The sequence below is a fragment of the Frateuria sp. genome (assembly GCF_035944355.1).
In the GTDB taxonomy this organism is placed as follows: Bacteria; Pseudomonadota; Gammaproteobacteria; order Xanthomonadales; family Rhodanobacteraceae; genus Frateuria_A.
Map to the genome: position 1 here is coordinate 443,903 of NZ_DASZBH010000016.1, position 24,759 is coordinate 468,661.

Sequence of the window (24,759 nt, forward strand, 5' to 3'; positions counted from 1 at the left end):
CCGGCGACGGTCAGCGGCCGATCTCGCGCAGCCGCTTGCCGGCCATCAGGTTGCGCTCGATCTGCTCCAGCGTGACGCCCTTGGTCTCCGGCACCAGCCACAGGGTGAGCCCCAGGAACACCACGTTGAGCGCGGCGTAGAGCCAGAACGTGGCGGCATTGCCGATGCCGTTGAGCAGGCTGAGGAAGGTGAAGCCCACGATCATGTTGCAGACCCAGTTGGTGACGGTGGAGCAGCCGATGCCGAAGTCGCGGCCCTTGAGCGGCTGGATCTCCGAGCACAGCGTCCACACCAGCGGGCCGGCGGACATCGCGAAGCCGACGATGAACACCAGCAGCATCGCCACGGTGAAGATCTGCGCCGCGTGGCTGGCGATGCCGCCGTGCATCATCGTGCCGACCACGCCCAGGCCCAACGCCATCACGGCGAAGCCCGCGTAGAGGATCGGCTTGCGGCCCAGGCGGTCGATCAGGGCGATGGCGATGAAGGTGGCCAGCACGTTGGTCAGGCCCACCAGCGCGGTGAACCACATCTGCGCGGCGGTGTCGTAGCCCATCGTCTGGAAGATGCGCGGCGCGTAGTACATCACCACGTTCATGCCGGTGAACTGCTGCATCAGCTGCAGCAGCACGCCCAGGCCCACCGAGCGGCGGAAGTTGCGGTTCTCCAGGAACATGTGCCAACCCCGCTGCGGGGTCTTCAGCTGTTCCTCGATGTCGGCGGCCTCGCGCGCCACCACGTCCGCGTCGGCGCGCAGGCGGTGCAGCACGTCAAGCGCTTCCTCGCGGCGGCCGCGCATCATCAGCCAGCGCGGGCTGTCCGGCAGCATCAGCACGCCGAGCAGGAACAGCACGCCGGGTATCGCGATCACGCCCAGCATCCAGCGCCACGAGCCGGAGTAGCTCAGGGCGGTGTCGGAGAGGAACGCGACCAGGATGCCGATGGTGATCATCAGCTGGTAGGTCGAGATCATCGCGCCACGGATGCGCTCCGGCGCCACCTCGGCCAGGTACAGCGGCGCGGCGAAGGTGGCCAGGCCGATCGCCAGGCCCAGCACCACGCGCGCGGCGACCAGCGTAGCCGGCGACCAGGCCAGCCCCGACAGCAGCGAGCCGATCACGAACAGCACCGCGCCCAGGATCAGCGAGCGCTTGCGCCCCAGGTGCACCGAAAGCCAGCCGGCGCCCAGTGCGCCGACCGCGGCGCCGAACATCATCGCGCTGACGATCCATTCGAGCGTGCGGTCGCTGATCGCGAACTCGTGCTGGATGAATTGCTGCGCGCCGGAGATCACGCCGATGTCCAGCCCGAACATCAGCCCCGCGAGCGCGGCGAGCATGCAGGTGAAGACGACCGTGGCCTTGGCGTGCGCGACGGGTGGTGCGATGGCATTGCTGTTCATGCGGTGTGCTCCCCCGGGAGCGAGTGAACGGGCGCCGGTCGTGGCGGCGGCGTGGCGGTGATCCGTGGCGGCATGCCGGCGAAGCGCGGCTCCGGCAGGCCGGTGGTGCCCGCCGGTGCGGCGAACAGCGCACCGGCGAAGGGTTGTCCGGCGAGCGCGGCGGCGTCCAGACCGTCGCGCGCGCTGGTGATGTAGAGCATGGACAGGTCCGGGCCACCGAATGCGGGCCGGGTGGGTTGCGAGGCGGGCACGTCGATGCAGTGGTCCAGGCGGCCGGCCGGCGTGTAGCACGCGACGCGGCCCAGGCCCCACTGCGCATTCCACAGGTTGCCCGCGCAGTCCACCGCCGAGCCGTCCGGCTCGCCGCGCGGATCATCCAGGCGGGCGAAGGTGCTCGGCGGGCCGCAGCGCGTGCCGTAGTTGCAGCACTGGATCGTGCGCGCCAGCGAATCGCAGTAGTAAAGCGTGCGACCGTCCGGGCTGAAGGCGAGGCTGTTGCTGATCGCGACGCCGGGCAGGTCCAGGCGCTCGAGCGAGAGATCCGCGTTCAGGCGGTAGAAGCTGCCGAGCGCCTGGCGCACGCCGCCGGTGGGCGGCTCGTGCAGGGTGCCGAACACGAACCGGCCCTGGCGGTCGCAGGCGCCATCGTTGAGACGCGTGGGCAGGCCCGCTTCCACCTCGGCGATCGGCGCGAGCGTGCCGCTGGCCGGATGGAAGAACGCCAGCCGCGAGGCAAGTCCCAGCAGCAGCCAGCCATCGGCCTCGCACAGCGCGATGCAGGCCAGCCGCTCCGGCATCGCCCAGCGCTCGGCCCGGGCATCGCGCGGGCGGAAGCGCCACAGTGTGGCGGCATGGATGTCGGTCCAGTACAGCGCCTGCTCGCGGTCGCACCAGACGATGCCCTCGCCCAGCGTGTTGCCGGCTTGGAAGGCGACCGCGGCGGACGTATTCATACCCAGCCGCCGTCCACGATGAAGTCCTGCCCGGTGCACATGCGGCTGTCGTCGGCGGCCAGGAACAGCGCCGCGCGGGCGAGGTCGTCGGCCATCAGGTAACCGGGCAGGCACTGCACGCGGGCGATTTCGGCTTCGCCCTCCGCATCGAGCCAGAGCCGGCGCTGCTTCTCGGTGATCACCCAGCCGGGCACCAGGGCGTTGATGCGGATGCGGTCGTGGCCGAGTTCGCGCGCCAGGCCGTTGACCAGCCCGCGCACCGCGGCCTTGGCCATCGCGTACATGGGGTAGCCGGCGTTCTTCTTCATCCAGCCGGTCGAGCCCAGGCAGATCACCGAGCCGCCGCCCAGGCGCCGCATGTCCTCGCGCACCGCCTGCGTGGCGAAGTACTGGTGGCGCAGATTCACCGCCACGTTGCGGTCGAAGTCGGCGGCGGTGGTGTCCCCGAACGCATGGCGCAGGTCGTTGGCGGCGTTGTTCACCAGCACGCCGATCGGGCCGGCCGCCGCGCGCGCCTGGGCGATCGCCGCGGCGAGCGCATCCAGGTCGGTGACGTCGCAAGGCAGGAACAGTGGCCGGTGGCGGGCGTCGGCCAGTTCCGCGCACAGCGATTCGCCGTGCGTGCGGTCGAGGTCGATGAAGGCCACGCGGCTGCCCTGGCGCGCGAAGTGTTCGACGAACGCCGCGCCGATGCCGGTCGCGCCGCCGCTGACGAACACCGTGCGGTCGACCAGGCTGGGATAGGTGGCGAAGGGCATGCTCACCACTCCGCCACGCTGCCGTCGGCGTGGCGCCACACCGGGTTGCGCCAGCGATGCCCGGCCGAGGCGCGCTCGGCCACGTAGTCCTCGTTCACGCCGATGCCGAGGCCGGGGCCGTCGGGGATGGCGACGAAGCCGTCCTGGTAGGCGAATACGCTGCGGTCGCTGACGTAGTCGAGCAGGTCGTTGGAGGCGTTGTAGTGGATGCCCAGGCTCTGCTCCTGGATGAACGCGTTGTGGCAGACCGCGTCCAGCTGCAGGTTCGCGGCCAGCGCGATGGGACCGAGCGGGCAATGCAGCGCGATCGCCACGTCGTAGGCCTCGGCCATCGAGGCGATCTTGCGCGTCTCGGTGATGCCGCCGGCGTGCGAGGGGTCGGGCTGCAGGATGTCCACGCCACCGATCGAAAGCACGCGCTTGAAGTCATAGCGCGAATACAGGCGCTCGCCCAGCGCGATCGGCGCCGGCGAGATCGCGGCCAGCTCGGGCAACGCTTCGAGATGCTCGGACAGCACCGGCTCCTCGATGAACATCAGCTTGTACGGGGCGAGCTCGCGCATCAGCACCTTGGCCATCGGCTTGTGCACGCGGCCGTGGAAGTCCAGGCCCAGGCCCACGTGCGGACCCACGGCATCGCGCACGGCCTGCACGTTGGCGAGCACCTGTTCGACCTTTTCGTAGGTGTCGACGTACTGCATCTCCTCGGTGGCGTTCATCTTGACCGCGGTGAAGCCTCGCGCAACGGCTTCCTTCGCCGCACGCGCGGTGTCGGCCGGCCGGTCGCCGCCGATCCAGGAGTACACGCGGATGCGATCGCGCACGCGGCCGCCGAGCAGGTCATGCACCGGGCGGCCCAGGTCCTTGCCCTTGATGTCCCACAGCGCCTGGTCGATGCCGGCGATCGCGCTCATCAGCACCGGGCCGCCGCGGTAGAAGCCGCCGCGGTACATCACGCTCCACAGGTCCTCGATGTGGCGCGGGTCCTTGCCGACGAGGTAGTCGGACAGCTCGTCCACCGCCGCGGCGATGGTGTGCGCACGGCCTTCGACGATCGGCTCGCCCCAGCCGCAGATCCCCGCATCGGTATCGATGCGCAGGAACAGCCAGCGAGGCGGTACGACGAAGGTGGTGAGGCGGGTGATCTTCATGCGCGAATTCCTGGAGCGTTGGACGCTTGCGAATCGAGATGGCGCCGCCAGGCCTGGGCGAAGGCCCGCGCGCGCGCGCCGACGTCGTCGGCCGCGCGACCCGGCGCGTAGAGCGAGGAGCCGATGCCGAAGCCGGCGGCGCCGGCGGCCAGCCACGGCTCCATGGTGTCGGGCGCGACGCCGCCGACCGGCAGCACCGCGGTGCCCGCCGGCAGCACCGCGCGCCAGGCCTTGAGCACGGCCGGCGAGGCCTGCTCGGCGGGGAAGAGTTTCAACGCGTCGGCGCCGGCGGCGAGCGCGGCGAAGGCCTCGGTCGGCGTGGCCACGCCGGGCACGCAATAGAGCCCAGCCTGCTTGGCGGCGCGGATCACCGCCACGTCGGCGTGCGGCATCACCACGATGCGCCCGCCCGCGTCGGCGACGCCGCGCACCGCCGCCGGATCGAGCACGGTGCCCGCACCGACCAGCCGCCCGTCGCCGTAGCGCTCGGCCATGCGGCGGATGCTCTGAAGCGGTTGCGGCGAGTTGAGCGGCACCTCCAGGATGCGGAAGCCGGCCTCGACCAGCGCGTCGCCCACCGTCGGCACTTCGTCGGGGCGAAGGCCGCGCAGGATGGCGACCAGGGGAAGCGGTTCGAGCCAGGTCTTGAAATCGTTCATGCGTGGGAGTGTCCGTGGAGCAGGCCCGCGGCGGCGGCGACCTGCCAGAGGCCCGACGCGGCGGGCGCGCCGGAAGTGCGTTGCAGCGTCAGGCCGAAAGCCGGCGCGGCCAGCAGGTAGCGGGCGCAGAGCGCGTCTTCTCCGACGACCTGCACCGGTACCCCGGGGCTGGCCCAACCGGCGGCCAGCGCCATGCGCAGCTCGTCGCCGACCAGCAGGCCGGAAAGGAAGTCGGCCACCGAGGCCGGTGCCAGCACGCCTTCGAGCATCAGGGCACGCGTGGAGAACAGGCGCGACAGGCCGCCGGCCGAGCCCGAGGCCTGCGCCGCGGCGACGCCGCGCGCGAAGGTGGCGTGGTCGTCGCCGCCATCGGGCAGGCCCTTGCCGAGCACCGAGTGCTCGCGCAGCAGCGCGAACAGCTCGCCGGTCATCACCGTAGTGAAACCGCTGACCGCGCCGTCGCGCACGCGCACCCACTTGCTGTGCGTGCCGGGCATCAGCAGCCGCACCTCGCCAGCGAGGGTGGGCGCCTGCGCGAGCATCCCGGCGACCTGGGTTTCCTCGCCGCGCATCACGTCGGGGACGGATGGGTCGCGCAGTCCCGGCACGATGTGCACGGTGCGTCCGTCCGGCGCATCGACTGCGGCCAGGGCGCCGGCCAGCGCGTCGAGTCGGCAGGGCGTGTCGAGGTAGGGCGCCTCGCGCCAGCCGCCGCGACTGCCGACCATGCCGCATGCGATGACCGGCGCGCGCGGCCAACCCTCGATCGCCTGTGCGAACGCCTCGGCAAAGCCGCCTGCGGGCAGCTGTCGGCTGCCCCAGGGTAGCGCGCGCATTTCCACCACGCCGCCGGCTTCATCGAAGCGGTACGCCCGCAGCCGCGTGCTGCCCCAATCCAGGCCGAGCAGCGGCGTGTTCACGCAGTGGCCTTTTTGCGGCTGCTGCGCCCGCGGCTGTGCTGCAGGTTCGCCTGCGAGTCGGCGATCATCGACTGCATCGCCTTGCGCGCCACCTCCGGCTGCTTGCGGCGGATTGCCTCGAGCACCTTCTGGTGATGCGGCAGCGAATACTTGAAATTGCTGGCGGTGCGCGCGGACAGGGTAAAGAAAGTGCCCAGCGCGGTTTCGACCACCGAGAACAGCGACTGCAGCAGCTCATTGCCGGTGGCGTGCAGCACCGCGTCGTGGAACTGCAGGTCGGCGGCGGTCCACTCGTCGAGCGTCTGCGCTTGGTCCATCGCGCGGAAGGCGGCCTCGATCGCCGCGAGCTGCTCGGCGGTGCGCCGGCGTGCGGCGCTGGCGGCGGCGGCCGGCTCGATCACCTCGCGCATCTCCACCAGCTTGTCGACGAAATCGTCGGTCGGCATCGAGGCGCAGCGCCAGGCCAGCACGTCGGCGTCGAGCTGGTTCCAGTGGCGCTTGTCCAGCACGCGCGCGCCCACGCCGGTGCGCGACTCGATCAGGCCCTTGGCCGAGAGCACCTTGAGCGCTTCGCGCAGCGCGGTGCGGCTGACCTGCAGGCTCTCGGCGAGCGTCTCCTCGCGCGGCAGCACGTCGCCAGGCTTGACCTTGCCGCTCACGATGCGCTGCCCGAGCTCGTGCATCACGTGCCCGTAGAGGCTGCGAACTGCGCTCGTTTTCCTCATGAAATGCGGCTCCCCGGGTGACGTAAGGTCGATCCGTGCGGCAGGCGCAGCCAGCGCCCGGTGATTTGTCATACAAATCGACTATAAGCATTCGGCGCTCGTCCTGCCAAGGTGCGGCGGCGCTTTTTTTTTGGCGCGTCGAACCGCGCCACGAAAGCGTCGATGACGCAGCGCAGAAAATTCCTGCTACGGGGTGCTCGGTTGTCCGCATCGATGCGGATCGTGCGCGCGGCGACGCCATGCGGAATCGGCGGCGCCGGCCCGGTCGGGCGCGTGCAATGGCGCATCGCACCAAGAAAAATTTCCTGCGCCGGAACGCTTGCACGATAATCATACAATGTGCTTGCATGCCCACACTTCGACGGCCGCGCTAGGGGCACTGGTGACATGCGACGTGCAGGGTGGATGGGTTCGATGCTCGGCCTGGCGGCACTGTCGATGACGGTGCACGCGGGCACGATGGCCAAACGCGAGGCGTTCGGGGCGATGCCGGACGGCAAGCCCGTCGAGGCGGTCGTGCTGAGCAACGCCCATGGCCTCTCGGCGCGGGTGATCGCCTACGGCGCGAGCCTGCAGTCGCTCAGCGTGCCGGACCGCGAGGGCCATTTCGCCGACATCGTGCTCGGCTATGCCTCGCTGGCGGATTACCTGGACAAGCCGCAGTACTTCGGCGCCACGGTCGGCCGCTATGCCAACCGCATCGCCAAGGGCCGCTTCGTGCTCGACGGCCACGGCTACCAGGTGCCGATCAACAACGGCCCCAACTCGCTGCACGGCGGCACGCGCGGCTTCGACAAGGTGCTGTGGACGATCGGCTCGGTGAGCCACGACGCGGACAAGGCTAGCGTCACGCTGACCTACGTAAGTCCCGACGGCGACATGGGCTATCCGGGCAAGCTGACGGTGACGGCGGTCTACACGCTGGACGATCAGGACCAGCTCTCGATCGAGTACCGCGCGACCACCGACAAGCCCACCATCGTCAACCTCAGCAACCACGCCTACTGGAATCTTTCCGGCGAGGGCTCCGGCAGCGTGATGGAGCAGCGCCTGAGCATCGCGGGCGACGCGTACCTGCCGGTCGACGCCGGCTCCATTCCCACCGGCGAGGTCCGCCAGGTGGCCGGCACGCCGTTCGATTTCCGCGAGCCCAAGCCGATCGGCCGCGACATCCGCATCGCCGATCCGCAGTTGCTCAACGGCCACGGCTACGACCACAACTGGGTGATCAGCCGCAAGCCGGCGGCAGCGCCGCGCATGGTCGCGCGCGTGGAGGATCCGCACTCGGGCCGCGTATTGACGCTGAGCTCGGCGCAGCCGGGCCTGCAGTTCTACTCGGGCAATTTCCTGGACGGCACCACGGTCGGCACCGGCGGGCACGTGTACCGCCAGGGCGATGCGTTCGTGCTGGAGCCGCAGCTGTATCCGGATACGCCCAACCAGCCGGCCTTCGGCTCGGCCCGGCTGGCGCCCGGGCAGGTCTACCGCAACCTGATCGTCTACCGCTTCACCACCGAGCCGGCGCACGGCGAGCGCTGACCGGGCAGAGCAAACCACAAGGGCGTCCGTGGCGGACGTCCCGGGGGAGCATTTGCCCGCGCAAGCGCAGCGCATCACGAGGGAGATGGCATGAAACACGCAATGTTGGCCCTGGCATTCGCAACGGCGGTGCTGTTCGCCCCGCGTGCGCCGGCCGCCGATGCACCGGCACGCTGGACCAGCGCGCAGGCGCACGCATGGTACGAGCGCCAGTCCTGGCCGCTCGGCAGCAACTACGTGCCGGCCGATGCGATCAACGAGCTGGAGATGTGGCAGGCGGCCACCTTCGACCCGGCGCGCATCGACAAGGAACTGGGCTGGGCGCAGCAGCTGGGCATGAACACCATGCGCGTGTTTCTGCACGACCTGCTGTGGAAGCAGGACCCGGACGGCTTCAAGCGGCGCATCGACCAGTTTCTCGCCATCGCGCACAAGCACGGCATCAAGCCGATCTTCGTGCTGTTCGACTCGTGCTGGGATCCGGAACCGAAGCTCGGACCCCAGCATCCGCCGATTCCCGGCGTGCACAACTCCGGCTGGGTGCAGAGCCCCGGCGTGGCGATGGCCGATCCCAGCCAATATCCACGGCTGGAGCAGTACGTGAAGGACGTCGTCGGGCGCTTCGCCAAGGACGACCGCGTGCTCGCCTGGGACGTGTGGAATGAGCCGGACAATCCCGGCGGTGGCGATTACGACGCCCGCGAGCCGAAGGACAAGGTCGCCCTGGTGGCCAGGCTGCTGCCGCAGGTGTTCGCCTGGGCGCGCAGCGCGGCGCCGACGCAGCCGCTCACCAGCGGCGTGTGGCACGACGCGGACTGGTCGGACCCGGGCAAGCTCAATGCGGTCGAGCGCACCCAGCTCGAGCAGTCCGACGTGATCAGCTTCCACAACTACGGCTGGCCGGAGGAGTTCGCCGCGCGCGTGAAGCAGCTGGCGCGCTACGGCCGCCCGCTGATTTGCACCGAATACATGGCGCGCGGCGCCGGCTCGACCATCGACGGCGTGCTGCCGCTGGCCAAGAAGCTGGACGTGGGCATGGTCAACTGGGGCTTCGTCGAAGGGCGCACGCAGACCACGCTGCCGTGGGACTCGTGGCAGCGCCCGTACACCCTGCAGCCGCCGACGATCTGGTTCCACGACTTGCTGCATGGCGACGGCACGCCGTACCGCCAGCGCGAGGCCGAGATCCTGCGCGCGCTCTCCCACGCGCCGCGCGGCGTAGTGCCGGCGGCGGCGGCGAGCTACCCCGCGCCGGCGGCCATGACGAAGCAGTAGCCGAAGGTTCCACTTTTTTTCCGCTGCGCGGCGGCAACCGCGCAGCGGCCAGACCAAGCATGTCGCCGATCCATCCGGCGGCCACGATCTTTTGACGGGAGGTTTCCACTCATGTACCGCAACCGCATTCCGGTGACGATCCTCGCGGCGGCCATCGCCGCCGCCTTTGGCTCGGCGCACGCCCAAGACGCGCAGGCGCAGGCCGGCAACGGCACCCAGTCCGCCGCCAGCACCGCCACGCAGGACGGGCAAGCCAAGCCGCACAAGAGCGCTACGGCCAAGCGCGACGCCAAGCAGAACGTGGTCAACCTCTCGCAGGTGACCGTCACGCCGCTGCGTCAGAGTCTTTCGAGCGCGCAGACGCTCAAGCAGGACGCGCGCATGGTGGTCGACTCGATCGTCGCCGAGGACATCGGCAAGTTGCCGGACAATAGCGTGGCCGACGCCATGCAGCGCATCACCGGCGTGCAGATCGCGCAGGGCTTCCAGGGCGAAACCAGCTCGGTCGTCGTGCGCGGACTGCCCAACGTGATCACCACGCTCAACGGCCGCGAGATCTTCAGCGGCGTGGGCCGCGGCTTCGCCTTCCAGAACCTGCCGGCCACCGCGATCAAGACGGTGCAGGTCTACAAGAGCAGCGAGGCGAGCCTGCCCGACGGCGGCATCGCCGGCGTGGTCGACATGCAGCTGTACCGTCCGTTCGACTTCGACGGCGCCAAGGTCGCGGCGACCTACACCGCCACGCACAGCAAGTACGGCGGCCGCACCGACCCCAACTTCAGCGTGTTGATGAGCGACCGCTGGCAGACCGGCATCGGCGAGATCGGCGCGCTGGCCAACGCCAGCTTCATGGCGCAGCACTACCAGTACAACGCCGTATGGGGCGACTTTCCCAAGGTGCTGACCGACGGCACCGGCACGCCGATGCGCACCGGCGCGGGCAACCTGATCGCCGCGCCCAACGGTTTCGGCGCCGACTACAACATCGGCTACCGCCAGCGCCCCGAGCTGAACTACGCGCTGCAGTGGAAACCCAACGACAGCACCGAGGTCTACGCCGAGGGTCTGTACGACTGGGATTCGGACCAATACAACCAGCCGTTCTATTTCTCCTTCCCGGTCGGCGCGGTGGCGCCGGGCAACCTGACCGTAAGCAACCACTGCTACGCCGACCAGCTCACCGGCTCGCCGTTCGCCGGCCAGACCATCTGCGACGCCTCCAGCGGCAGCTGGACAGGCAACACCTACGCGGCGACCAGCACCCAGGCGCATCTGCAGCACGGCCGCGACATGCAGCACGCGGTCGGCGTGAAATGGCATGGCGACCGTCTGCGCCTGAGTTCGGACCTGTCCTATGGCTCGACCTCGTTCGACACCAACACCTTCATCGTCGACACCTTCCTCAAGGGGCCGGTGACCACGGTGTGGAACGGCACCGCCGGCAACCAGCAGAACTGGTCGCTGGGCAACAACCTGCAGCTGGACCCGAACAGTTATTACCTCAATGGCCTGTTCCAGACCTGGAACACCCAGCGCGGCAAGCAGTGGGCCTGGCGCGGCGACGGCAACCTCGACCTCAACGGCAGCTTCTTCAGCTACCTCGACTTCGGCCTGCGCTACGCCGACCACAAGGCGCAGTACACCGGCAGCGTGGAGATCTCCACGCCGCCGCCGGGCGGCCCCGGCACCGGCAATATCGTCGCCACGCCGAACCCGGCCAACCAGGTCACCGCGCGCTTCCCGAGCAGCTACTTCTGCTCGATGCCGACCACCTCGGCCATCCCCGTGTCCTGGCTGACCGGCTGCTTCAACTACCTGACCGGCAACGCCGACGCGATCCGTGGGCTGTACGGCCTGGCCGCCGGCCGTCCGCCGGTGAACCCCGGCCGCTACTACAACATCGACGAGAAGACCCTCGCCGGTTACCTGCAGGCTGGCTACGACACCACGCTGTTCGGCCTGCCGGCCGACGGCCTGCTGGGCATGCGCGTCGAGCGCGTCAGGCGCAATCTCGATGCGTTCTCCTTCAATGCGGCCACCAGCATCTATTCGCCGCTGTCGGTGAACACCAGCCAGCCGGTGTACCTGCCCAACCTCAGCTTCAACCTGCACTTCACCGACGCCCTGCAGCTGCGCCTGGTGGCCGCCAAGACGGTCACCTACCCGGACTTCGGCCAGCTCAACCCGTCGATCTCGCTCAACCCCGGCACGATCAACCGCGCGGGCGCCGCGGCCAGCGGCAACCCGGACCTCAAGCCGATCAAGTCGAACAACTACGACGCCTCGCTGGAGTGGTATTTCGCGCCGGCCGGCTACGTCAGCGGCGGCGTGTTCTACCGCGACATCAACGGCTACATCCAGAACTACGTGACCAACGTGACGATCGGCGGCCAGGCTTACCAGCTGTCCTCGCCGCAGAGCGCCGGCAGCGGTCATCTGGACGGCGCCGAGGTGGCCTACCAGCAGTTCTTCGATTTCCTGCCTGGTGCGCTGAGCGGCCTGGGCGTGCAGTTGAACTACACCTACATCGACGGCTCCACCCGCTCGCCGCAGTTCATCGGTGGCCCGGTCGTGGCCTCGCCGCTGCAGAACGTGTCCAAGCGCAACGGCAACGCCGTGCTGATGTACGAGAAGTACGGTTTCTCCGCGCGCTTGGCCTACAACTACCGCAGCCGCTTCATCGACTTCTTCACCCAGCCGACGGTGGCCGGCAACCACGACGAGATCGAGCCGGCCAACCAGCTCGACTTCTCGGTCGGTTACGACGTCAACCCGTACACCACTGTGGTGTTCTCGGCCACCAACCTGACCGGCCAGGACCTGCACCAGTACTGGGGCGACGGCAACTCGCGGCCGCGCGACATCCGCTACCAGGACCGCACCGTGGGTGTGGGCGTGCGCTTCAAGCTTTGAGCGGGGACCACAACGACGGCGGCGATACCCCTCCCCGGTCGCCGCCGTCGCCCCGCGTTTTACTCCGGGAGTTTGATGCCGCCGCGCTTGCGCAGGCAGCCGATCCGCACGCGGCGCGATCGGTTCCTGCGTAGCGCGGCCACAGGGAGTCTGGGCATTCATCTGTCCGAGTAGCGCCGTCCGGCGCCGGAGGAATCATGATCCGTTCGCTGGCCTTGTCCCTCGCGCTTGCCCTGGCTTGCATCGGCACTGCGGGCGCCGCCTCCGCGCCGCCGGGCACGCGCGGCCAGGTACTGACCGATGGCGTCGGCTACGTCTCGGTCGTGCGCCTGGCGCACCCGTCCGACGCGGCGTTGAACGGGCGCATGCTGATGGCCTTCGAGCGCGACGGCATGGGCGGGGTTCCCCTGTACGAGAGCGTCGATGGCGGCGCGCACTGGCGCTTCCTCCTCGACGTGACCGACCAGGCGCACCACGATGACCCGCGCTGGCAACTGCGCTGGCAGCCGCACCTGTCCGAGCTGGCGCGCCCCAGCGCCGATCTGCCGGCAGGCACGCTGCTGCTGGCCGCCAACGCCACCGGCGACGACGCCAAGGGGCGGCTGGTGGCCGAGGACCTGCAGCTGTACGCCTCCACCGACGGCGGCCGCAGCTGGCGTTACCGCGGCTCGATCGTGAAGGGCGGCGGCAATCCGAGCGACAAGGACAACCACGGCGTGTGGGAGCCCAACGTCCACCGCCTGGACGACGGGCGGCTGGTCGCCTACTACTCCAGCGAGGCGCACAAGGACGCCGGCTTCAACCAGCTGCTCGCGCACAAGCTTTCTACCGACGGCGGACGCACGTGGGGCGAGGAGAAGGTGGACGTGGCCATCCCCGGCGGCGTCGAACGTCCGGGCATGGCGGTGGTCGACCGCCTGCCGGACGGCCGCTACGTGATGACCTACGAGGACATCGACGGCCCGCGCAACGGCCAGGTCTATCTCAAGACCAGCGCCGACGGCCTGGACTGGGGCGATCCGTCCGACCGCGGCACGCAGGTGCGCACGGCCGCCGGCGCCTGGCCGGCCGCCTCGCCGATCGTGCGCTGGCTGCCGTGGCACCAGGGTCCTGGCGTGATCGCGGTGCTGGCCGAACGCGTGGGAGGGGACGGCGATCCCGCCGGGCACAGCATCTACTGGAACAACGACGGCGGCCGCGGCCCCTGGTGGGAGGCCGAGGCGCCGGTGCGCAAGCTCACCGGCAACATCCACGCCGGCTGGACGCAGGCGCTCGTGTCCCTGCCCGGCGGACGGCTGTGGCATGCGACCACCTCGTCCACCGCCGGCGATCCGGCGGACGCGCGCAGGAACATCGTCATGTATGCCGACGCGCCGGCCCGCTTCGATCGCTATGAGGCCGAGGATGCGATCCGGCGCGGGTCGGTGCGCATCGGCGACGCGACGGCATCCAACGGCGCCAAGGCGCGCATCGCCTCCGCGCCCGGCGGGCAGCTCACCTTCCCGGTGCACGTGCCGGCCGGCGGCGTCTACCGCGCCACGATCCGCTGGCAGGACCTCGGCTTCGAGCCGGCGCTGCCCGTGCTGCGCGTCAACGGCGCGGTCTGGAAGACGAGCGACCGCGCCGAGCGCGACGGCTGGCACCTGGCCACCGCCAGCGGTCCGCTGCGCGAGGGCGACAACACGGTGGTGCTCGAGGGCGCGCGGCGCCCGGCCGATGTCGACTACGTGCAACTGGAGCCGATCACTGCCGGCGGCGGCTGACGCGGCTGGCGAATCGACAGGGGAGCGCACGCCGGCGCTACCGGCGCTATCGGAACGTCGGGGATGCTTTTTCGTACGCCGTTCCGCTCCGGCGGGAGGACGTTCCAGAAAGGCTCCGCCGTTCTTTCGCGGCCGCGGACGCGGCCTGGGAGGAGACATGCGAACGATCTTCGGAAAGCCCTGGGTGCGGTGGGTCATGCTGCTGTTTGCGATCGTCCTCGCGCCCGGCGCGCGGGCGGCCAGCGGCACGTTGCTGCAGGGGAGCACGCTGTACCCGCGCGTGGTGCGTCTCGCGCACGCGCCGGCGTATGCCAATGGACGGCTCATCGCCAGCACCAACGGCATCATCTTCCAGAGCACCGACGATGGCGCGAGCTGGAGCGAACTCGGACCCGTGCCCACCATCGGCGGCAGCAGCGAGCGCTGCTGCGCGACGCTGTACGAACTGCCGCGCGCGGTCGGCAGCCTGCCCGCCGGCACGCTGTTGTCCGCCGCCGCGTATTTCTCCGGCGGCGTGCCGGCGATCGAGGTCTACACCAGCACCGACCAGGGCGCGCACTGGAGCTACCACAGCACCCCGGTGCGCGCGGGCGACGCCAACCACGGCCTGTGGGAACCGGAGTTCGAGGTGGCCAACGATGGCGCGCTGGTGATGTTCTGGTCCGACGAGACCGACCCCTGCTGCAGCCAGAAGCTCGCGCAGATCCGCAGCTACGATGGGCTCAACTGGCAGAACCAGACCGATACCGTGCGCAGCACGATCGCCGGCGACCGGCCCGGCATGATCACGGTCAGCCCGCTGCCGAACGGGCACTTCTTCATGAGCTATGAGCTCTGCGGCCCGGCGGCGTGCACCGTGTTCTCGCGCCTGTCGGTGGATGGCTGGTACTTCGGCGATCCCACCAACATGGGCACGAAGGTGCAGACCGCCACCGGCCAGTATCTGGAGCATGCGCCGCTCAACCACTGGTCGCCCTCGGTGCTGTCCGCCGCCAACGGCGCGATCCTGCTGGTCGGGCAGGTGATGTACGAGTCCAACGGCAGCGTCTCGCCGTCCAACGGCAAGGTGCTGTTCGCCAACACGCATGCCGACGGCACGGGCAACTGGTTCACCATCGACGCGCCGGTGCAGGTGCCGGGGGCGTACGACAACTACTGTCCCAACTATTCCTCGGCCCTGCTGCCGGAGGCGGACGGCTCGGGCATCCTCGAACTGGCCTCCGACTACCTCAATGGCGGCTGCATCACCTACTTCGGGCACATGTCCTGGAACCGGCTGCCGGCCGACGGCTCGACCTGGGCCCTGCAGAACGTGTACGCCCCCGGCCTGTGCCTGGACAACACCGGCTGGTCGACCGCCAACAACACCGCGGCGGAGCTGTGGACCTGCAACGGCCTGAGCGTGCAGCGCTGGACCTTCCACGCGCAGGGCGACGGCTACTTCAGCCTGCAGAACCAGGCCACCGGCCTGTGCCTGGACAACACCGGCGGCAGCACGACCCGGGGCAACCCGGTCACGCTGTGGGGTTGCGTAGGCAATGCCAACCAGAGCTGGCAGGTGGTCGACGTCGGCCACGGCAGCTACAAGCTGATCACCCGCGCCTCGGGCGATCTTGCGCTGGACGACCCGGCCGGCTCGACCACGGCCGGCACGCAATTGCAGACCTATACCGACAACGGTCTGGGCACGCAGCAGTGGGTGCTGCAATAACCGACAACGGAGCGGCGGCCAAGCACCGCCGCTCCCCCGCCGGCCGTGCAGGACGGCCTTGGTCTGGAGACTTCCGCCCGTGATGCGCTATCGCCCGATCCTCGCAAGCCTGGCCCTGCTGCTCGCCGGCGTCCAGGCGCACGCAGCCGGCGTGCACAACTACGCCGCGCCGCTGCTGCCCTCGGGTCCCGATCCGTGGGTGATCCAGCGCGAGGGCGTCTACTACTACACCAGCACTTCGCGCGACCACATCGAGCTGCGCCGCACCACCGACCTGTGGCGGCTGGCCGACGCCGCGCCGGTGGTCGTGTGGCGCGCGCCGGCCAGCGGCCCGGCGTCCACTTCGGTTTGGGCGCCGGAGCTGCACTACATCCGGGGCAAGTGGTACCTGTACTTCACTGCGGCGGACAAGCAGCACGACGACGATGCGCACCGCCATGTGTTCGTATTGGAAAATGCCTCGCCCGATCCGACCCGCGGCCGCTGGATCGAGCGGGGCATGCTCAGGACGGCGCACACTGGCATCGACGGCACCGTGTTCGAGCACGCCGGCCGTTGGTACTTCGTCTATTCCGCCTACGTCGGTGACCACAGTGATCTAGTGATCGCGCCGATGGCCAACCCCTGGACGCTCGCCTCGCCGCAGGTGGACATCGCGGCGCCCACCTACGCGTGGGAGATGCAGGGCGGGCGCAAGATCCTGGAGGCGCCGGAGTTCCTGCAGGGGCCGGACGGCAAGCTGTTCCTGAGCTACTCGGCCAGCGCCTGCTGGTCGGACGACTACGCGCTGGGCCTGCTGCAGGCGGATGGCCACGCCGATCCGCTCGACCCGAAGTCGTGGAAGAAATCGCCGCGGCCGGTGTTCGCCAGCTCGATGCGCAACGGCGTCTATGCGCCCGGCCACAACGGCTTCTTCAAGGACGCGGACGGCCGCGACTGGATCATCTACCACGCCAACGGCGGCCCGGGCTGGAAGTGCACGTCGCGCCGCGCCCCGCGCATCCAGCCGATCGGCTGGACGCCAAAGGGCCTGCCCGATTTGGGCGAACCGGGTACGCCCCCGCGCGAACGGTAGCGCGACCTTCAGCCGACCGGCCGCGTCGAAACGGCGGGCTCATGCCCACCCACGATGCCTACGCCAGGCTGGTGGCGATGCCGAAGGCCACCGCGATCACCGCCGCCACCGCCATGCAGGCGCTGGTCGGGCGGATGCGGCGCGCATCCACGCGCGGGATCAGCCGCCAGAGCAGCAGCGCGCCGACGGCCATGTCCACCACCAGCGCGAGGCGCAGCGGCAACGAGGCGAGCAGCGGCCCGTACGGGGGCTTGAGGTGGCCCTCGTGCGCGGCCACCAGCGCCACCAGCAGCAGCCCGAACAGGCACCACAGCAGGCAGGCCAGGTACACGCGGTTGAACACCACTTCGGTACGCTCGCTCCAGCGCAGGATCGGCCAGGCGATCAGGCTGGCGGCCAGCGCGGCGATCGAGCCGTAGAGCACCCACCAGAGCAGGGTGCTGAGCAGGGTGAGCAGGGTCTGCATCAGGCCTGCGCCTTGAAGCCGAGCTTGCGCAGCAGCTTTTCCATCAGCCAGGCGGGGCCGACCAGCAGGTAGGAAAGGTCGGTGAGGAAGCTGGGCCGGTGGCCTTCGTAATGATGGCCGATGAACTGGCCGATCCATGCGACGACGAATACCGCCACCGCCGTCCAGCGCAGCCGTGCCGGACCGAGCGCCTCGAACAGCCAAGCGGTGAACAGCGCCAGCAGCACGAACGCCACCAGCAGCGCGCCGCCCAGCCGATGCGAATGCTTCCAGTACCAGGCGAATGCCGCGACCATCGCGAACACCGCCCAGGCGCCGGGCTTGAGCCAGGCGGCCGGCACCGGCACCGTCCACAGCAGCGCGACCACGGTCCACACGATCGGCGGCACGCAGATCCAGTGCAGGGCCTGGTTGATCGGGTTGCGGTGGTCGGCGCTGTAGCCGTCGAGCCAGCTCTGCATGCTGCGCATGGTTGCCCCCTTTCGTCCGTGGATCAGTCGAGCCGGATGCCGGCGAGCCGTTCCAGCGCCTCGGCGTACTTGGCGCGGGTGCGTTCGATCACCTCGCCGGGCACGTGCGGGCCCGGCGCCTTCTTGTTCCAGTCCAGCGTCTCCAGGTAGTCGCGCACGAACTGCTTGTCGTAGCTGGGCGGGCTGATGCCGGTGCGGTATTCGTCGGCCGGCCAGAAGCGCGAGGAGTCGGGCGTGAGCATCTCGTCCATCACGTACAGCTTGCCGTCGGCGTCGGTGCCGAACTCGAACTTGGTATCGGCGATGATGATGCCGCGCTCGGCGGCGTAGTCGGCGGCCCAGCGGTAGATCGCCAGCGTGGCCTCGCGCACCTTTTCGGCCAGTTCGCGGCCGACGGCATCGACCACCGCATCGAAGCTCACGTTCTGGTCGTGGTCGCCCACCGCGGCCTTGGTCGAAGGCGTGAAGATCGGTTCCGGCAGCTGCTGCGCCTGCTTCAGCCCGGGCGGCAGCGTGATGCCGCAGAGCTTGCCGCTGGCCTGGTAGTCCTTCCAGCCCGAGCCGATCAGGTAGCCGCGCGCGATCGCCTCCACCGGCACGGGCTTGAGCCGCCGCGTCACCACCGCGCGGCCGGCATAGAGCGAGAGGTCCGTGCCCTTGGGCAGCACTTCGCCCAGCGGTACCTCGAGCAGGTGGTTGGGGATGATGTGCGCGGTCTTGTCGAACCAGAAGTTGGAGATCTGCGTGAGCATCTCGCCCTTGCCGGGGATCGGGTCGGGCAGCACCACGTCGAAGGCGGACAGGCGGTCGGTGGCCACGATCAGCAGCCGGTCATCCTCATTTTCGCGGCCATCGGGGCGATGGCCGCCGGAAAGCGCGTAGACGTCGCGCACCTTGCCGCGGTGGATCAGGTCCAGGCCGGGCAGGTTCGATTGCAGCAGGGTGGTGGGCACGGGCTTGGGTCCGCAGGCGCAGGGGAATGCCTATTCTAGCGGCGCCGCGCGCGGGCCGGCGCCGGGGCGCTGCTAGAATCGCGCGTTCCGGGAATCCATCTCGCTCCAAGCCCTGCCGATGCGACTCGTCCTGTTCGCGGCGCTGCTGGCCGCCGCCCTGCCTGCCTTTGCCGCCGCGCCCGCCCGTCCGGCCCGCCTGGGCCTGTGCGCCGCCTGCCACGGCGAGACCGGCATCGCGCAGATGCCCGGTGCGCCGAACTTGGCCGGGCAGCGCCTGGATTACCTGCGCAACGCGCTGGCGCAGTACCGGGACGGCCGCCGCGACGTGGCCGTGATGCGTGCCGCGATCGGGCCGGTGAGCGACGCCGAGCTGGACGCCCTGGCGCGCTGGTACAGCGCGCAGGTGCCCGCTGCGCAGGCGCGTCCATGAGCCTGTCCACCACGCTGGTCCTGGCCTTCGTCGGGCTGATCCTCGGCCACGGCATCCCCGGCGCCCTGGTCGGCGCGGCGATCGGCTTCGTCATCGACAGCCTGCGCCAGGGCCAGCGCTACCGCGCCACGCCGCAGGCGGGCGGCTTCGTCACGCCGCTGTTCGCGCTGCTGGGCGCGGTGGCCAAGTCCGACGGGCGCGTGTCCGAGGCGGAGATCGCCATCGCCGAGCGGCTGATGACGCGCATGGGCCTCTCCGGCGAGCAGCGCAAGGAGGCCATCGCCGCCTTCAACCAGGGCAAGCAGCCGGAATTCGACGTGCGCCCGCCGATCGAGGGCCTGCGCCAGTGGGTCGGCCTGCGCCGCGACCACGCCTTTCCCGTGCTGGACGTGGTGATCGAGACGGTGCTGGCCGAAGGCAACCCGCCGCCGGAAAAGATGGCGATCCTGCGCCAGCTCGCGTTCGCCCTGCGCATCAGCGACATGGAGCTGATGGCGCTGATGGCGATGAAGGGCTACGCCTGGAACGCGGCCGCCGGCGATCGCCGGCGCGGCTACGGTGGCGGCGGCTACGTGCCGCCGCACCGGGCCGCCCATGGTCCGGATCCGTACACCGTGCTCGGCATCGAGCGCGGCGCCGACGAGCGCGCCATCAAGCGCGCCTACCGCAAGCTGATCTCCGAACACCATCCCGACCGCCTGGGCGACCTGCCCGAGACGATGCGCAAGCAGGCCGAGGCCCGCGCCAGCGAGATCAACGCGGCCTACGAGCGGATCAAGGCGGAAAAGGGCTTCAAGTAACGCAAACCGCTACCGATTCCTTCGGCTCCGCCGCGCTACGCTCGGGGCGAGCGGCTGGAAACCCACCCACGCAGGCCCCGACATGAGCAAACAGACCCCCGTCATCGCTCCCTCCATCCTCTCCGCCGACTTCGCCCGGCTGGGCGAGGACACCGCCAAGGTGCTGGCCGCCGGCGGCGACTGGGTGCATTTCGACGTGATGGACAACCACTACGTGCCGAACCTCACGATGGGCCCGATGGTGCTCAAGGCCCTGCGCGACTACGGCATCGATGCGCCGATCGACGTACACCTGATGGTCAAGCCGGTCGACCGCATCGCGCCGGATTTCGCCAAGGCCGGCGCGAGTCTGGTCAGCTTCCATCCGGAAGCCAGCGAGCACGTTGACCGCACCATCGGCGTGATCAAGGATGCCGGTTGCCAGGCCGGCCTGGTGTTCAACCCGGCCACGCCGCTCAACTGGCTGGACCACGTGCTGGACAAGCTCGACCTGGTGCTGATCATGTCGGTCAACCCCGGCTTCGGCGGGCAGAAGTTCATTCCCGAGGCGCTGAACAAAGTGCGCGAGGTGCGCCGGCGCATCGACGAGAGCGGTCGTGCGATCCGACTGGAGATCGACGGCGGCGTAAGCGCGGCGAACATCGGCGACATCGCTGCGGCAGGCGCCGATACCTTCGTCGCCGGGTCGGCGATCTTCGGTGCGCCCGACTACGCACAGGTCATCGACGCGATGCGCCGCGCCATCGGCTGAAAGGCAAAGAAAAAATCCCGGTGCAGGGCTGCACCGGGATAAAGCGTCGTCGATTGGGACGCATGAGGAGTCCACCAGAGCGGGCGTCTTGGCGCCGCCGCCGCTGAGCGGCAGCGGTGATCCACGGCAATGGATGACGCCCGCTGGGAGGTCTGACAGGACTCGTACGGTTTGGTTCCCGGCGCTAACGGTCCGGTCCGCTTGAAAAAAATCCCCTCGCGAAGAGGGGAGAAGGAACGGCTTGGCTGTACGGAGTTGCGATGGAGCGTGCTTCAGAGCGGCTGCCAGTCCGGATCGGGCTCCTCGCCCGCACCCGCCGCGCCTCCATGCACGGCGGGCGCCTGAACGGCTTCCACGGCAAACGGGTCGAACGTGTCGCTGGACATGGCTTTCACCTCTAGTGGATGCCCATCACCAGGCCCAGCAACAAGGCGCCCAGCGCCAGCACCACGCGCAGGGGCTCGAAATGGCGCAGCTCGGCGTTGGGGTCTTGGGTCGGGGTGCTGCGCATGGCGTGGTCTCCTGAACTGGGCTCCATGGAACCGTTCCGGCGGGCGCGCGCGGCGTCGGCGCAGGGGCAAAGCGAAGGCCGGATCGGGCAAAACGCGGGCGTCCGCACGATGCGGCTTGCGCCGATGCGATGCGCATAGCACGCTGCGCGCCACTCACAGGGAGACCAGCATGGGCCGCAGCATCGCCATCGTCGAGGACGAACCGCTCATCCGCGCCAACTACGTCGAGGCGCTCAACCGCTTCGGCTACGACACGCGCGGCTACGGCTCGCGGCAGGACGCCTCCACCGCCTTCGCGATGAAGCTGCCGGAGCTGGTGATCATCGACATCGGCCTGGGCGACGAGCCCGAAGGCGGCTTCGACCTGTGCCGCGAGCTGCGCGCCAAGTCGGCGACGCTGCCGATCATCTTCCTGACTGCGCGCGATTCGGACTTCGACGTGATCTCCGGCCTGCGCCTGGGCGCGGACGACTATCTTTCCAAGGACACCAGCCTGCATCAGCTCGCCGCACGCATCGCGGCGCTGTTCCGGCGCATCGAGTCGCTCAAGGTGCCGGCCTCCAACGAGACGGTGATCGCGCACGGCCCGCTGAAGCTCGAGTCCGAGCGCATGCGCGTGACCTGGAACGACGCCGAGATCCCGCTCACGGTCACCGAGTTCTGGATGGTGCACACGCTGGTGCGCTTCCCCGGCCACGTGAAGAACCGCGACCAGCTGATGCGCGAGGCGGAACTGGTGGTGGACGACGCCACCATCACCTCGCACATCAAGCGCATCCGCAAGAAATTCGTCGCGGTGGCGCCCGATTTCGACGCGATCGAGACGGTGCACGGCGTGGGCTACCGGTGGAAGCCGTGAGACGCGGTCTCGTTGCCCTCGTTTGGCTGCTGTCGGCGTCCGTCATCCACGCCGCCGGGCGTCCGGCCGATGAGGTCACCGCGCAGGGCAAGCCCGACGGCAAGGTGCCCGGATGGACCATCCACGCCAAAGCGCCGCCCGGCTGGACGGCCGACTGCTGTACCTATGCCCGCGGGGTCGGCGTGGACCTGGTCATCTATCGGGGCGAATGGACGGGCGAGCCGGTCGGCGTGATGGTGCTCAACGTGTGGCCGCGCAAGCTGCCCAGCCTGGAAGCCGAGCTGGATGCCGACCGCAAGCACTACCTCCAACTGGACCCGCTGGCCAAGGCGGGCCGGTTCCCGGTGCGCCATCGCGGCATGGCCTGCGAGGCGCTGGTGTTCCAGGGCAGCGACCGCGTGGACGACGCGGTGGTGTTCTGCGATCCGGGCAAGGCTTCGGGCATCCGCCTGAGCTGGTCGCTGAGCTTCCCCGACGCTGACCCGCAGCGCGCCGGGCTGCTGGATCAATTCATGCGCGTGGTGGTCGGCAGCACCTACCAGCGCGGGGCCGCCGCGCACCCCTAGCCGGCGGCGCGGCCTTGTCCCAAGCTCACGCGATGAACCTGCGCCGCAAGCTGTTGCTGGTCGCCCTGTGCACGCTGGCGTTGCCGGTCGCCGGCTGGTTGTACGTGCGCCAGATGGAAACCCTGTTGCGCGAGGGCCAGGCGCAGGCGCTCGTCGCCTCGGCGCGGGCGGTCGCGCGCAGCCTGGTGGCGACCGGCGCGGCACTGCCGCAATCGAGCCGCGGCTGGTACGTGCAGCAGGCCGCCAATCCGATCACCGTCGACGGCTACGGCGACGACTGGGCTCCGCTCACGCCCTGGAGCCAAGCGCTGGGTGCGCGCGGCAGCGTGCTGCTGGCCGAGGACGCGGGCGGGCTCTATCTGTACCTGCAGCAGCGCGGCGCCCGGCGCAGCCGGGCCGACGCCGGGGATGCCGGTGCGTTGCGCGCCGACCACGTGGTCCTCGAACTGGAGCGTGACGACACCCGCCTGCGCTACCTGCTGGCCAGCGCCGCGCCGGGACCGTTCGACGCGCGTCTGCTCGATCCGCCGGTGCCCGGCTGGCCCGACCGGCTGTCCGGCCAGTGGCAGGAAGATGGCGGTGGCTGGCGGGTGGAGCTGCGGCTGCCCAACACGCTCGCCATCGACCGCCTCGGACTGGGCATCTACGACGCGGCCGCGGGCGGAGATCCGCTGGCGGTGGACGCCCGCCCGCTATGGCGCTACTCCTCCGTGCTGTCCCAGGAGCTGGCGCGGCTGGCGCCCGAGGACACCCGCGTGCGCGTGCTCGCGGCGCCCGGCTGGGTGCTGGCGCAGAGCGGCCGCCTGCAGTCGGGCGGTCCGCAGCCGGGCTGGTTCGCCGCGCTGGTCTACCGCGCGCTGCTCGCCAATCGCGTGGAGGACGCCGCGGCCTGGACCCAGGACGCCCCGCGCCTGGACCTGCCCGAGGTGGCCCGGGCGCGGGAAGGCAGGCCAGCCACGGTGTGGCGCGAAGGCGAAACCCGCGCCAGCGTGGTGCTCGCCGCGGCGGTGCCGATCGGTACGCCCGGCCATGTGCGCGGCGTGCTGTTGCTCGAACAGGCCAGCACCACCGTGCCGTTGCTGGCCAACCGCGCGCTGCTGGTGCTGCTGCTGACCAGTTTCGGCGTGCTGCTGGTGGCCGGCGGCATCCTGCTGTGGTTCGCCACGCGGCTGAGCCTGCGCCTGGGCCGCCTGCGCGACGCCGCCGAACGTGCGCAACTGGCGGACGGCCGTATGGACGACCTGTTCGCCAAGGGCCGCTTCCCGATGACCGCCGCCGAAGACGAGATCGGCGACCTGGCGCGCAGCTTCGAGCGCCTGTTCGAGGCCATCGGCGGCTATACCGACTACCTGCGCACGCTGGCCTCCAAGCTCTCGCACGAACTCAATACGCCGCTGGCGATCGTCAAGAGCTCGCTGGACAACCTCGAGCACGCGCTGCAGGCCAACGACGCGCTGCCGGCCGAAGCCCAGCCCTACCTTGCCCGCGCCCGCGACGGCGTGGCGCGTCTGGGCACGCTGGTGCGCGCCATGAGCGAGGCCAGCCGCATGGAGCGCGCGATCGCCGCCGCCGAGGCCGAGGACGTCGATCTGCGCGAAGTGGTGCGCGGCTGCGCCGAGGCCTATCGCCCGCTGGTCGGCAGCCGCGCGCTCGCCTGTGAGCTGCCGGACGCGCCGCTGCCCATGCACTGCGCGCCCGAACTGATCGCCCAGGCGCTGGACAAGCTGCTCGACAACGCGCTCTCGTTCACCCCGGCCGACGGCTGGCTGCGCCTCGGCCTTGCCGCCCGCGAGGACAGCGCCGAGATCACCCTCGCCAACCAGGGCCCGCCGCTGCCCGCCGCCATGCAGGGCCGCCTGTTCGACTCGCTGGTGAGCCTGCGCGACAAGGCGACGCCGGGCGACGCGCCGCACCTGGGCCTGGGCCTCTACGTGGTGCGCCTGGTCGCCGAGCGTCACGGCGGCAGCGCCAGCGCGCGCAACCTGGAGGACGGCGGCGGCGTGGCGTTCGCGCTGCGCCTGCGCAACATGCCGCGGCAGCGGTTGTAAGGTCCTTCCCCAGCCGAAGGCGGTCGCCTTGGCGGCGCACCCGCGTCGCCTGCTATCGTG

The 24,759-nt window shown here is 69.9% G+C and carries 23 protein-coding genes; 12 read left to right on the forward strand and 11 right to left on the reverse strand.

Annotated features, from left to right (window positions below; genetic code table 11):
- Positions 1-10: 10 nt before the first annotated feature.
- The 8 genes from VGU03_RS14950 to VGU03_RS14985 all read right to left on the reverse strand — a co-directional run bounded on the left by VGU03_RS14950 (position 11) and on the right by VGU03_RS14985 (position 6,906).
- Complete coding sequence (locus tag VGU03_RS14950; RefSeq protein ID WP_327481877.1) at positions 11-1,402, reverse strand: sugar porter family MFS transporter; 1,392 nt, start codon at positions 1,400-1,402, stop codon at positions 11-13.
- Entirely contained in the window at positions 1,399-2,355 is a 957-nt protein-coding gene (locus VGU03_RS14955) for an SMP-30/gluconolactonase/LRE family protein (protein WP_327481879.1), read from the reverse strand. Before VGU03_RS14955 ends, VGU03_RS14950 begins: the two co-directional genes overlap by 4 nt.
- Complete coding sequence (locus tag VGU03_RS14960; protein ID WP_327481881.1) at positions 2,352-3,113, reverse strand: SDR family oxidoreductase; 762 nt, start codon at positions 3,111-3,113, stop codon at positions 2,352-2,354. The genes VGU03_RS14955 and VGU03_RS14960 overlap by 4 nt, the downstream gene beginning before the upstream one ends.
- A gap of 2 nt (positions 3,114-3,115) precedes the next feature.
- Positions 3,116-4,264 (reverse strand): galactonate dehydratase, encoded by a 1,149-nt coding sequence (dgoD, locus tag VGU03_RS14965; protein ID WP_327481883.1) that lies wholly within the window; start codon positions 4,262-4,264, stop codon positions 3,116-3,118.
- Positions 4,261-4,923, reverse strand: a complete 663-nt coding sequence (locus tag VGU03_RS14970; protein ID WP_327481885.1) for a 2-dehydro-3-deoxy-6-phosphogalactonate aldolase — start codon at positions 4,921-4,923, stop codon at positions 4,261-4,263. Before VGU03_RS14970 ends, dgoD begins: the two co-directional genes overlap by 4 nt.
- Entirely contained in the window at positions 4,920-5,843 is a 924-nt protein-coding gene (locus tag VGU03_RS14975; protein WP_327481887.1) for a 2-dehydro-3-deoxygalactonokinase, read from the reverse strand. The genes VGU03_RS14970 and VGU03_RS14975 overlap by 4 nt, the downstream gene beginning before the upstream one ends.
- On the reverse strand, positions 5,840-6,568 hold the full coding sequence (locus VGU03_RS14980) for a FadR/GntR family transcriptional regulator (RefSeq protein ID WP_327481889.1): 729 nt from the start codon (positions 6,566-6,568) through the stop codon (positions 5,840-5,842). Before VGU03_RS14980 ends, VGU03_RS14975 begins: the two co-directional genes overlap by 4 nt.
- A 68-nt stretch (positions 6,569-6,636) precedes the next feature.
- Complete coding sequence (locus tag VGU03_RS14985; RefSeq protein ID WP_327481891.1) at positions 6,637-6,906, reverse strand: hypothetical protein; 270 nt, start codon at positions 6,904-6,906, stop codon at positions 6,637-6,639.
- A gap of 67 nt (positions 6,907-6,973) precedes the next feature.
- On the opposite strand from VGU03_RS14985, the gene VGU03_RS14990 reads away from it, so the two are divergent.
- From VGU03_RS14990 to VGU03_RS15015, 6 genes are all read left to right on the forward strand, one after another.
- Entirely contained in the window at positions 6,974-8,107 is a 1,134-nt protein-coding gene (locus VGU03_RS14990) for an aldose epimerase family protein (protein WP_327481893.1), read from the forward strand.
- A 90-nt stretch (positions 8,108-8,197) separates the two neighbouring features.
- Entirely contained in the window at positions 8,198-9,382 is a 1,185-nt protein-coding gene (locus VGU03_RS14995) for a cellulase family glycosylhydrolase (protein WP_327481895.1), read from the forward strand.
- Between the two features lie 111 nt (positions 9,383-9,493).
- A complete protein-coding gene (locus VGU03_RS15000; RefSeq protein WP_327481897.1) occupies positions 9,494-12,295 on the forward strand; it encodes a TonB-dependent receptor in 2,802 nt (933 codons plus the stop codon).
- Positions 12,296-12,492: 197 nt separating this feature from the next.
- Positions 12,493-14,058, forward strand: a complete 1,566-nt coding sequence (locus tag VGU03_RS15005; protein ID WP_327481899.1) for an exo-alpha-sialidase — start codon at positions 12,493-12,495, stop codon at positions 14,056-14,058.
- A gap of 157 nt (positions 14,059-14,215) precedes the next feature.
- Entirely contained in the window at positions 14,216-15,769 is a 1,554-nt protein-coding gene (locus VGU03_RS15010) for an RICIN domain-containing protein (RefSeq protein WP_327481901.1), read from the forward strand.
- A gap of 82 nt (positions 15,770-15,851) precedes the next feature.
- Positions 15,852-16,844 (forward strand): glycoside hydrolase family 43 protein, encoded by a 993-nt coding sequence (locus VGU03_RS15015; protein ID WP_327482130.1) that lies wholly within the window; start codon positions 15,852-15,854, stop codon positions 16,842-16,844.
- Positions 16,845-16,902: 58 nt separating this feature from the next.
- On the opposite strand, the gene VGU03_RS15020 is transcribed toward VGU03_RS15015, so the two are convergent.
- Genes VGU03_RS15020 through VGU03_RS15030 form a run of 3 tightly spaced genes read right to left on the reverse strand, consistent with a single transcriptional unit; the run spans position 16,903 to position 18,733 of the window.
- On the reverse strand, positions 16,903-17,310 hold the full coding sequence (locus VGU03_RS15020) for a hypothetical protein (RefSeq protein WP_327481903.1): 408 nt from the start codon (positions 17,308-17,310) through the stop codon (positions 16,903-16,905).
- A complete protein-coding gene (locus VGU03_RS15025; protein ID WP_327481905.1) occupies positions 17,310-17,780 on the reverse strand; it encodes a DUF962 domain-containing protein in 471 nt (156 codons plus the stop codon). The genes VGU03_RS15020 and VGU03_RS15025 overlap by 1 nt, the downstream gene beginning before the upstream one ends.
- Positions 17,781-17,803: 23 nt before the next feature.
- Complete coding sequence (locus VGU03_RS15030; RefSeq protein ID WP_327481907.1) at positions 17,804-18,733, reverse strand: phosphoribosylaminoimidazolesuccinocarboxamide synthase; 930 nt, start codon at positions 18,731-18,733, stop codon at positions 17,804-17,806.
- Between the two features lie 118 nt (positions 18,734-18,851).
- Here VGU03_RS15030 and VGU03_RS15035 point away from each other — a divergent pair, with 118 nt between their 5' ends.
- The 6 genes from VGU03_RS15035 (at position 18,852) to VGU03_RS15060 (ending at position 24,699) form a co-directional block, all read left to right on the forward strand.
- Positions 18,852-19,163, forward strand: coding sequence for a c-type cytochrome (locus VGU03_RS15035; protein ID WP_327481909.1), 312 nt, complete (start codon positions 18,852-18,854; stop codon positions 19,161-19,163).
- On the forward strand, positions 19,160-19,963 hold the full coding sequence (djlA, locus tag VGU03_RS15040; protein ID WP_327481911.1) for a co-chaperone DjlA: 804 nt from the start codon (positions 19,160-19,162) through the stop codon (positions 19,961-19,963). The genes VGU03_RS15035 and djlA overlap by 4 nt, the downstream gene beginning before the upstream one ends.
- Positions 19,964-20,045: 82 nt before the next feature.
- Complete coding sequence (rpe, locus tag VGU03_RS15045) at positions 20,046-20,714, forward strand: ribulose-phosphate 3-epimerase (RefSeq protein WP_327481913.1); 669 nt, start codon at positions 20,046-20,048, stop codon at positions 20,712-20,714.
- Positions 20,715-21,395: 681 nt separating this feature from the next.
- Positions 21,396-22,085, forward strand: coding sequence for a proteobacterial dedicated sortase system response regulator (gene pdsR / locus VGU03_RS15050; protein WP_327481915.1), 690 nt, complete (start codon positions 21,396-21,398; stop codon positions 22,083-22,085).
- Complete coding sequence (locus tag VGU03_RS15055; RefSeq protein ID WP_327481917.1) at positions 22,082-22,651, forward strand: hypothetical protein; 570 nt, start codon at positions 22,082-22,084, stop codon at positions 22,649-22,651. Before pdsR ends, VGU03_RS15055 begins: the two co-directional genes overlap by 4 nt.
- Before the next feature lie 32 nt (positions 22,652-22,683).
- Positions 22,684-24,699 (forward strand): ATP-binding protein, encoded by a 2,016-nt coding sequence (locus VGU03_RS15060; protein WP_327482132.1) that lies wholly within the window; start codon positions 22,684-22,686, stop codon positions 24,697-24,699.
- Positions 24,700-24,759 lie beyond the last annotated feature (60 nt).

What these genes read in the sequence shown, in the direction of transcription:
- VGU03_RS14950 (WP_327481877.1), bottom strand. Translation starts at nt 1,402, where the DNA reads ATGAACAGCAATGCCATCGCACCACCCGTCGCGCACGCCAAGGCCACG.
- VGU03_RS14955 (WP_327481879.1), bottom strand. Translation starts at nt 2,355, where the DNA reads ATGAATACGTCCGCCGCGGTCGCCTTCCAAGCCGGCAACACGCTGGGC.
- VGU03_RS14960 (WP_327481881.1), bottom strand. Translation starts at nt 3,113, where the DNA reads ATGCCCTTCGCCACCTATCCCAGCCTGGTCGACCGCACGGTGTTCGTC.
- dgoD (WP_327481883.1), bottom strand. Translation starts at nt 4,264, where the DNA reads ATGAAGATCACCCGCCTCACCACCTTCGTCGTACCGCCTCGCTGGCTG.
- VGU03_RS14970 (WP_327481885.1), bottom strand. Translation starts at nt 4,923, where the DNA reads ATGAACGATTTCAAGACCTGGCTCGAACCGCTTCCCCTGGTCGCCATC.
- VGU03_RS14980 (WP_327481889.1), bottom strand. Translation starts at nt 6,568, where the DNA reads ATGAGGAAAACGAGCGCAGTTCGCAGCCTCTACGGGCACGTGATGCAC.
- VGU03_RS14990 (WP_327481893.1), top strand. Translation starts at nt 6,974, where the DNA reads ATGGGTTCGATGCTCGGCCTGGCGGCACTGTCGATGACGGTGCACGCG.
- VGU03_RS14995 (WP_327481895.1), top strand. Translation starts at nt 8,198, where the DNA reads ATGAAACACGCAATGTTGGCCCTGGCATTCGCAACGGCGGTGCTGTTC.
- VGU03_RS15000 (WP_327481897.1), top strand. Translation starts at nt 9,494, where the DNA reads ATGTACCGCAACCGCATTCCGGTGACGATCCTCGCGGCGGCCATCGCC.
- VGU03_RS15005 (WP_327481899.1), top strand. Translation starts at nt 12,493, where the DNA reads ATGATCCGTTCGCTGGCCTTGTCCCTCGCGCTTGCCCTGGCTTGCATC.
- VGU03_RS15010 (WP_327481901.1), top strand. Translation starts at nt 14,216, where the DNA reads ATGCGAACGATCTTCGGAAAGCCCTGGGTGCGGTGGGTCATGCTGCTG.
- VGU03_RS15015 (WP_327482130.1), top strand. Translation starts at nt 15,852, where the DNA reads ATGCGCTATCGCCCGATCCTCGCAAGCCTGGCCCTGCTGCTCGCCGGC.
- VGU03_RS15020 (WP_327481903.1), bottom strand. Translation starts at nt 17,310, where the DNA reads ATGCAGACCCTGCTCACCCTGCTCAGCACCCTGCTCTGGTGGGTGCTC.
- VGU03_RS15025 (WP_327481905.1), bottom strand. Translation starts at nt 17,780, where the DNA reads ATGCGCAGCATGCAGAGCTGGCTCGACGGCTACAGCGCCGACCACCGC.
- VGU03_RS15035 (WP_327481909.1), top strand. Translation starts at nt 18,852, where the DNA reads ATGCGACTCGTCCTGTTCGCGGCGCTGCTGGCCGCCGCCCTGCCTGCC.
- djlA (WP_327481911.1), top strand. Translation starts at nt 19,160, where the DNA reads ATGAGCCTGTCCACCACGCTGGTCCTGGCCTTCGTCGGGCTGATCCTC.
- rpe (WP_327481913.1), top strand. Translation starts at nt 20,046, where the DNA reads ATGAGCAAACAGACCCCCGTCATCGCTCCCTCCATCCTCTCCGCCGAC.
- pdsR (WP_327481915.1), top strand. Translation starts at nt 21,396, where the DNA reads ATGGGCCGCAGCATCGCCATCGTCGAGGACGAACCGCTCATCCGCGCC.
- VGU03_RS15060 (WP_327482132.1), top strand. Translation starts at nt 22,684, where the DNA reads ATGAACCTGCGCCGCAAGCTGTTGCTGGTCGCCCTGTGCACGCTGGCG.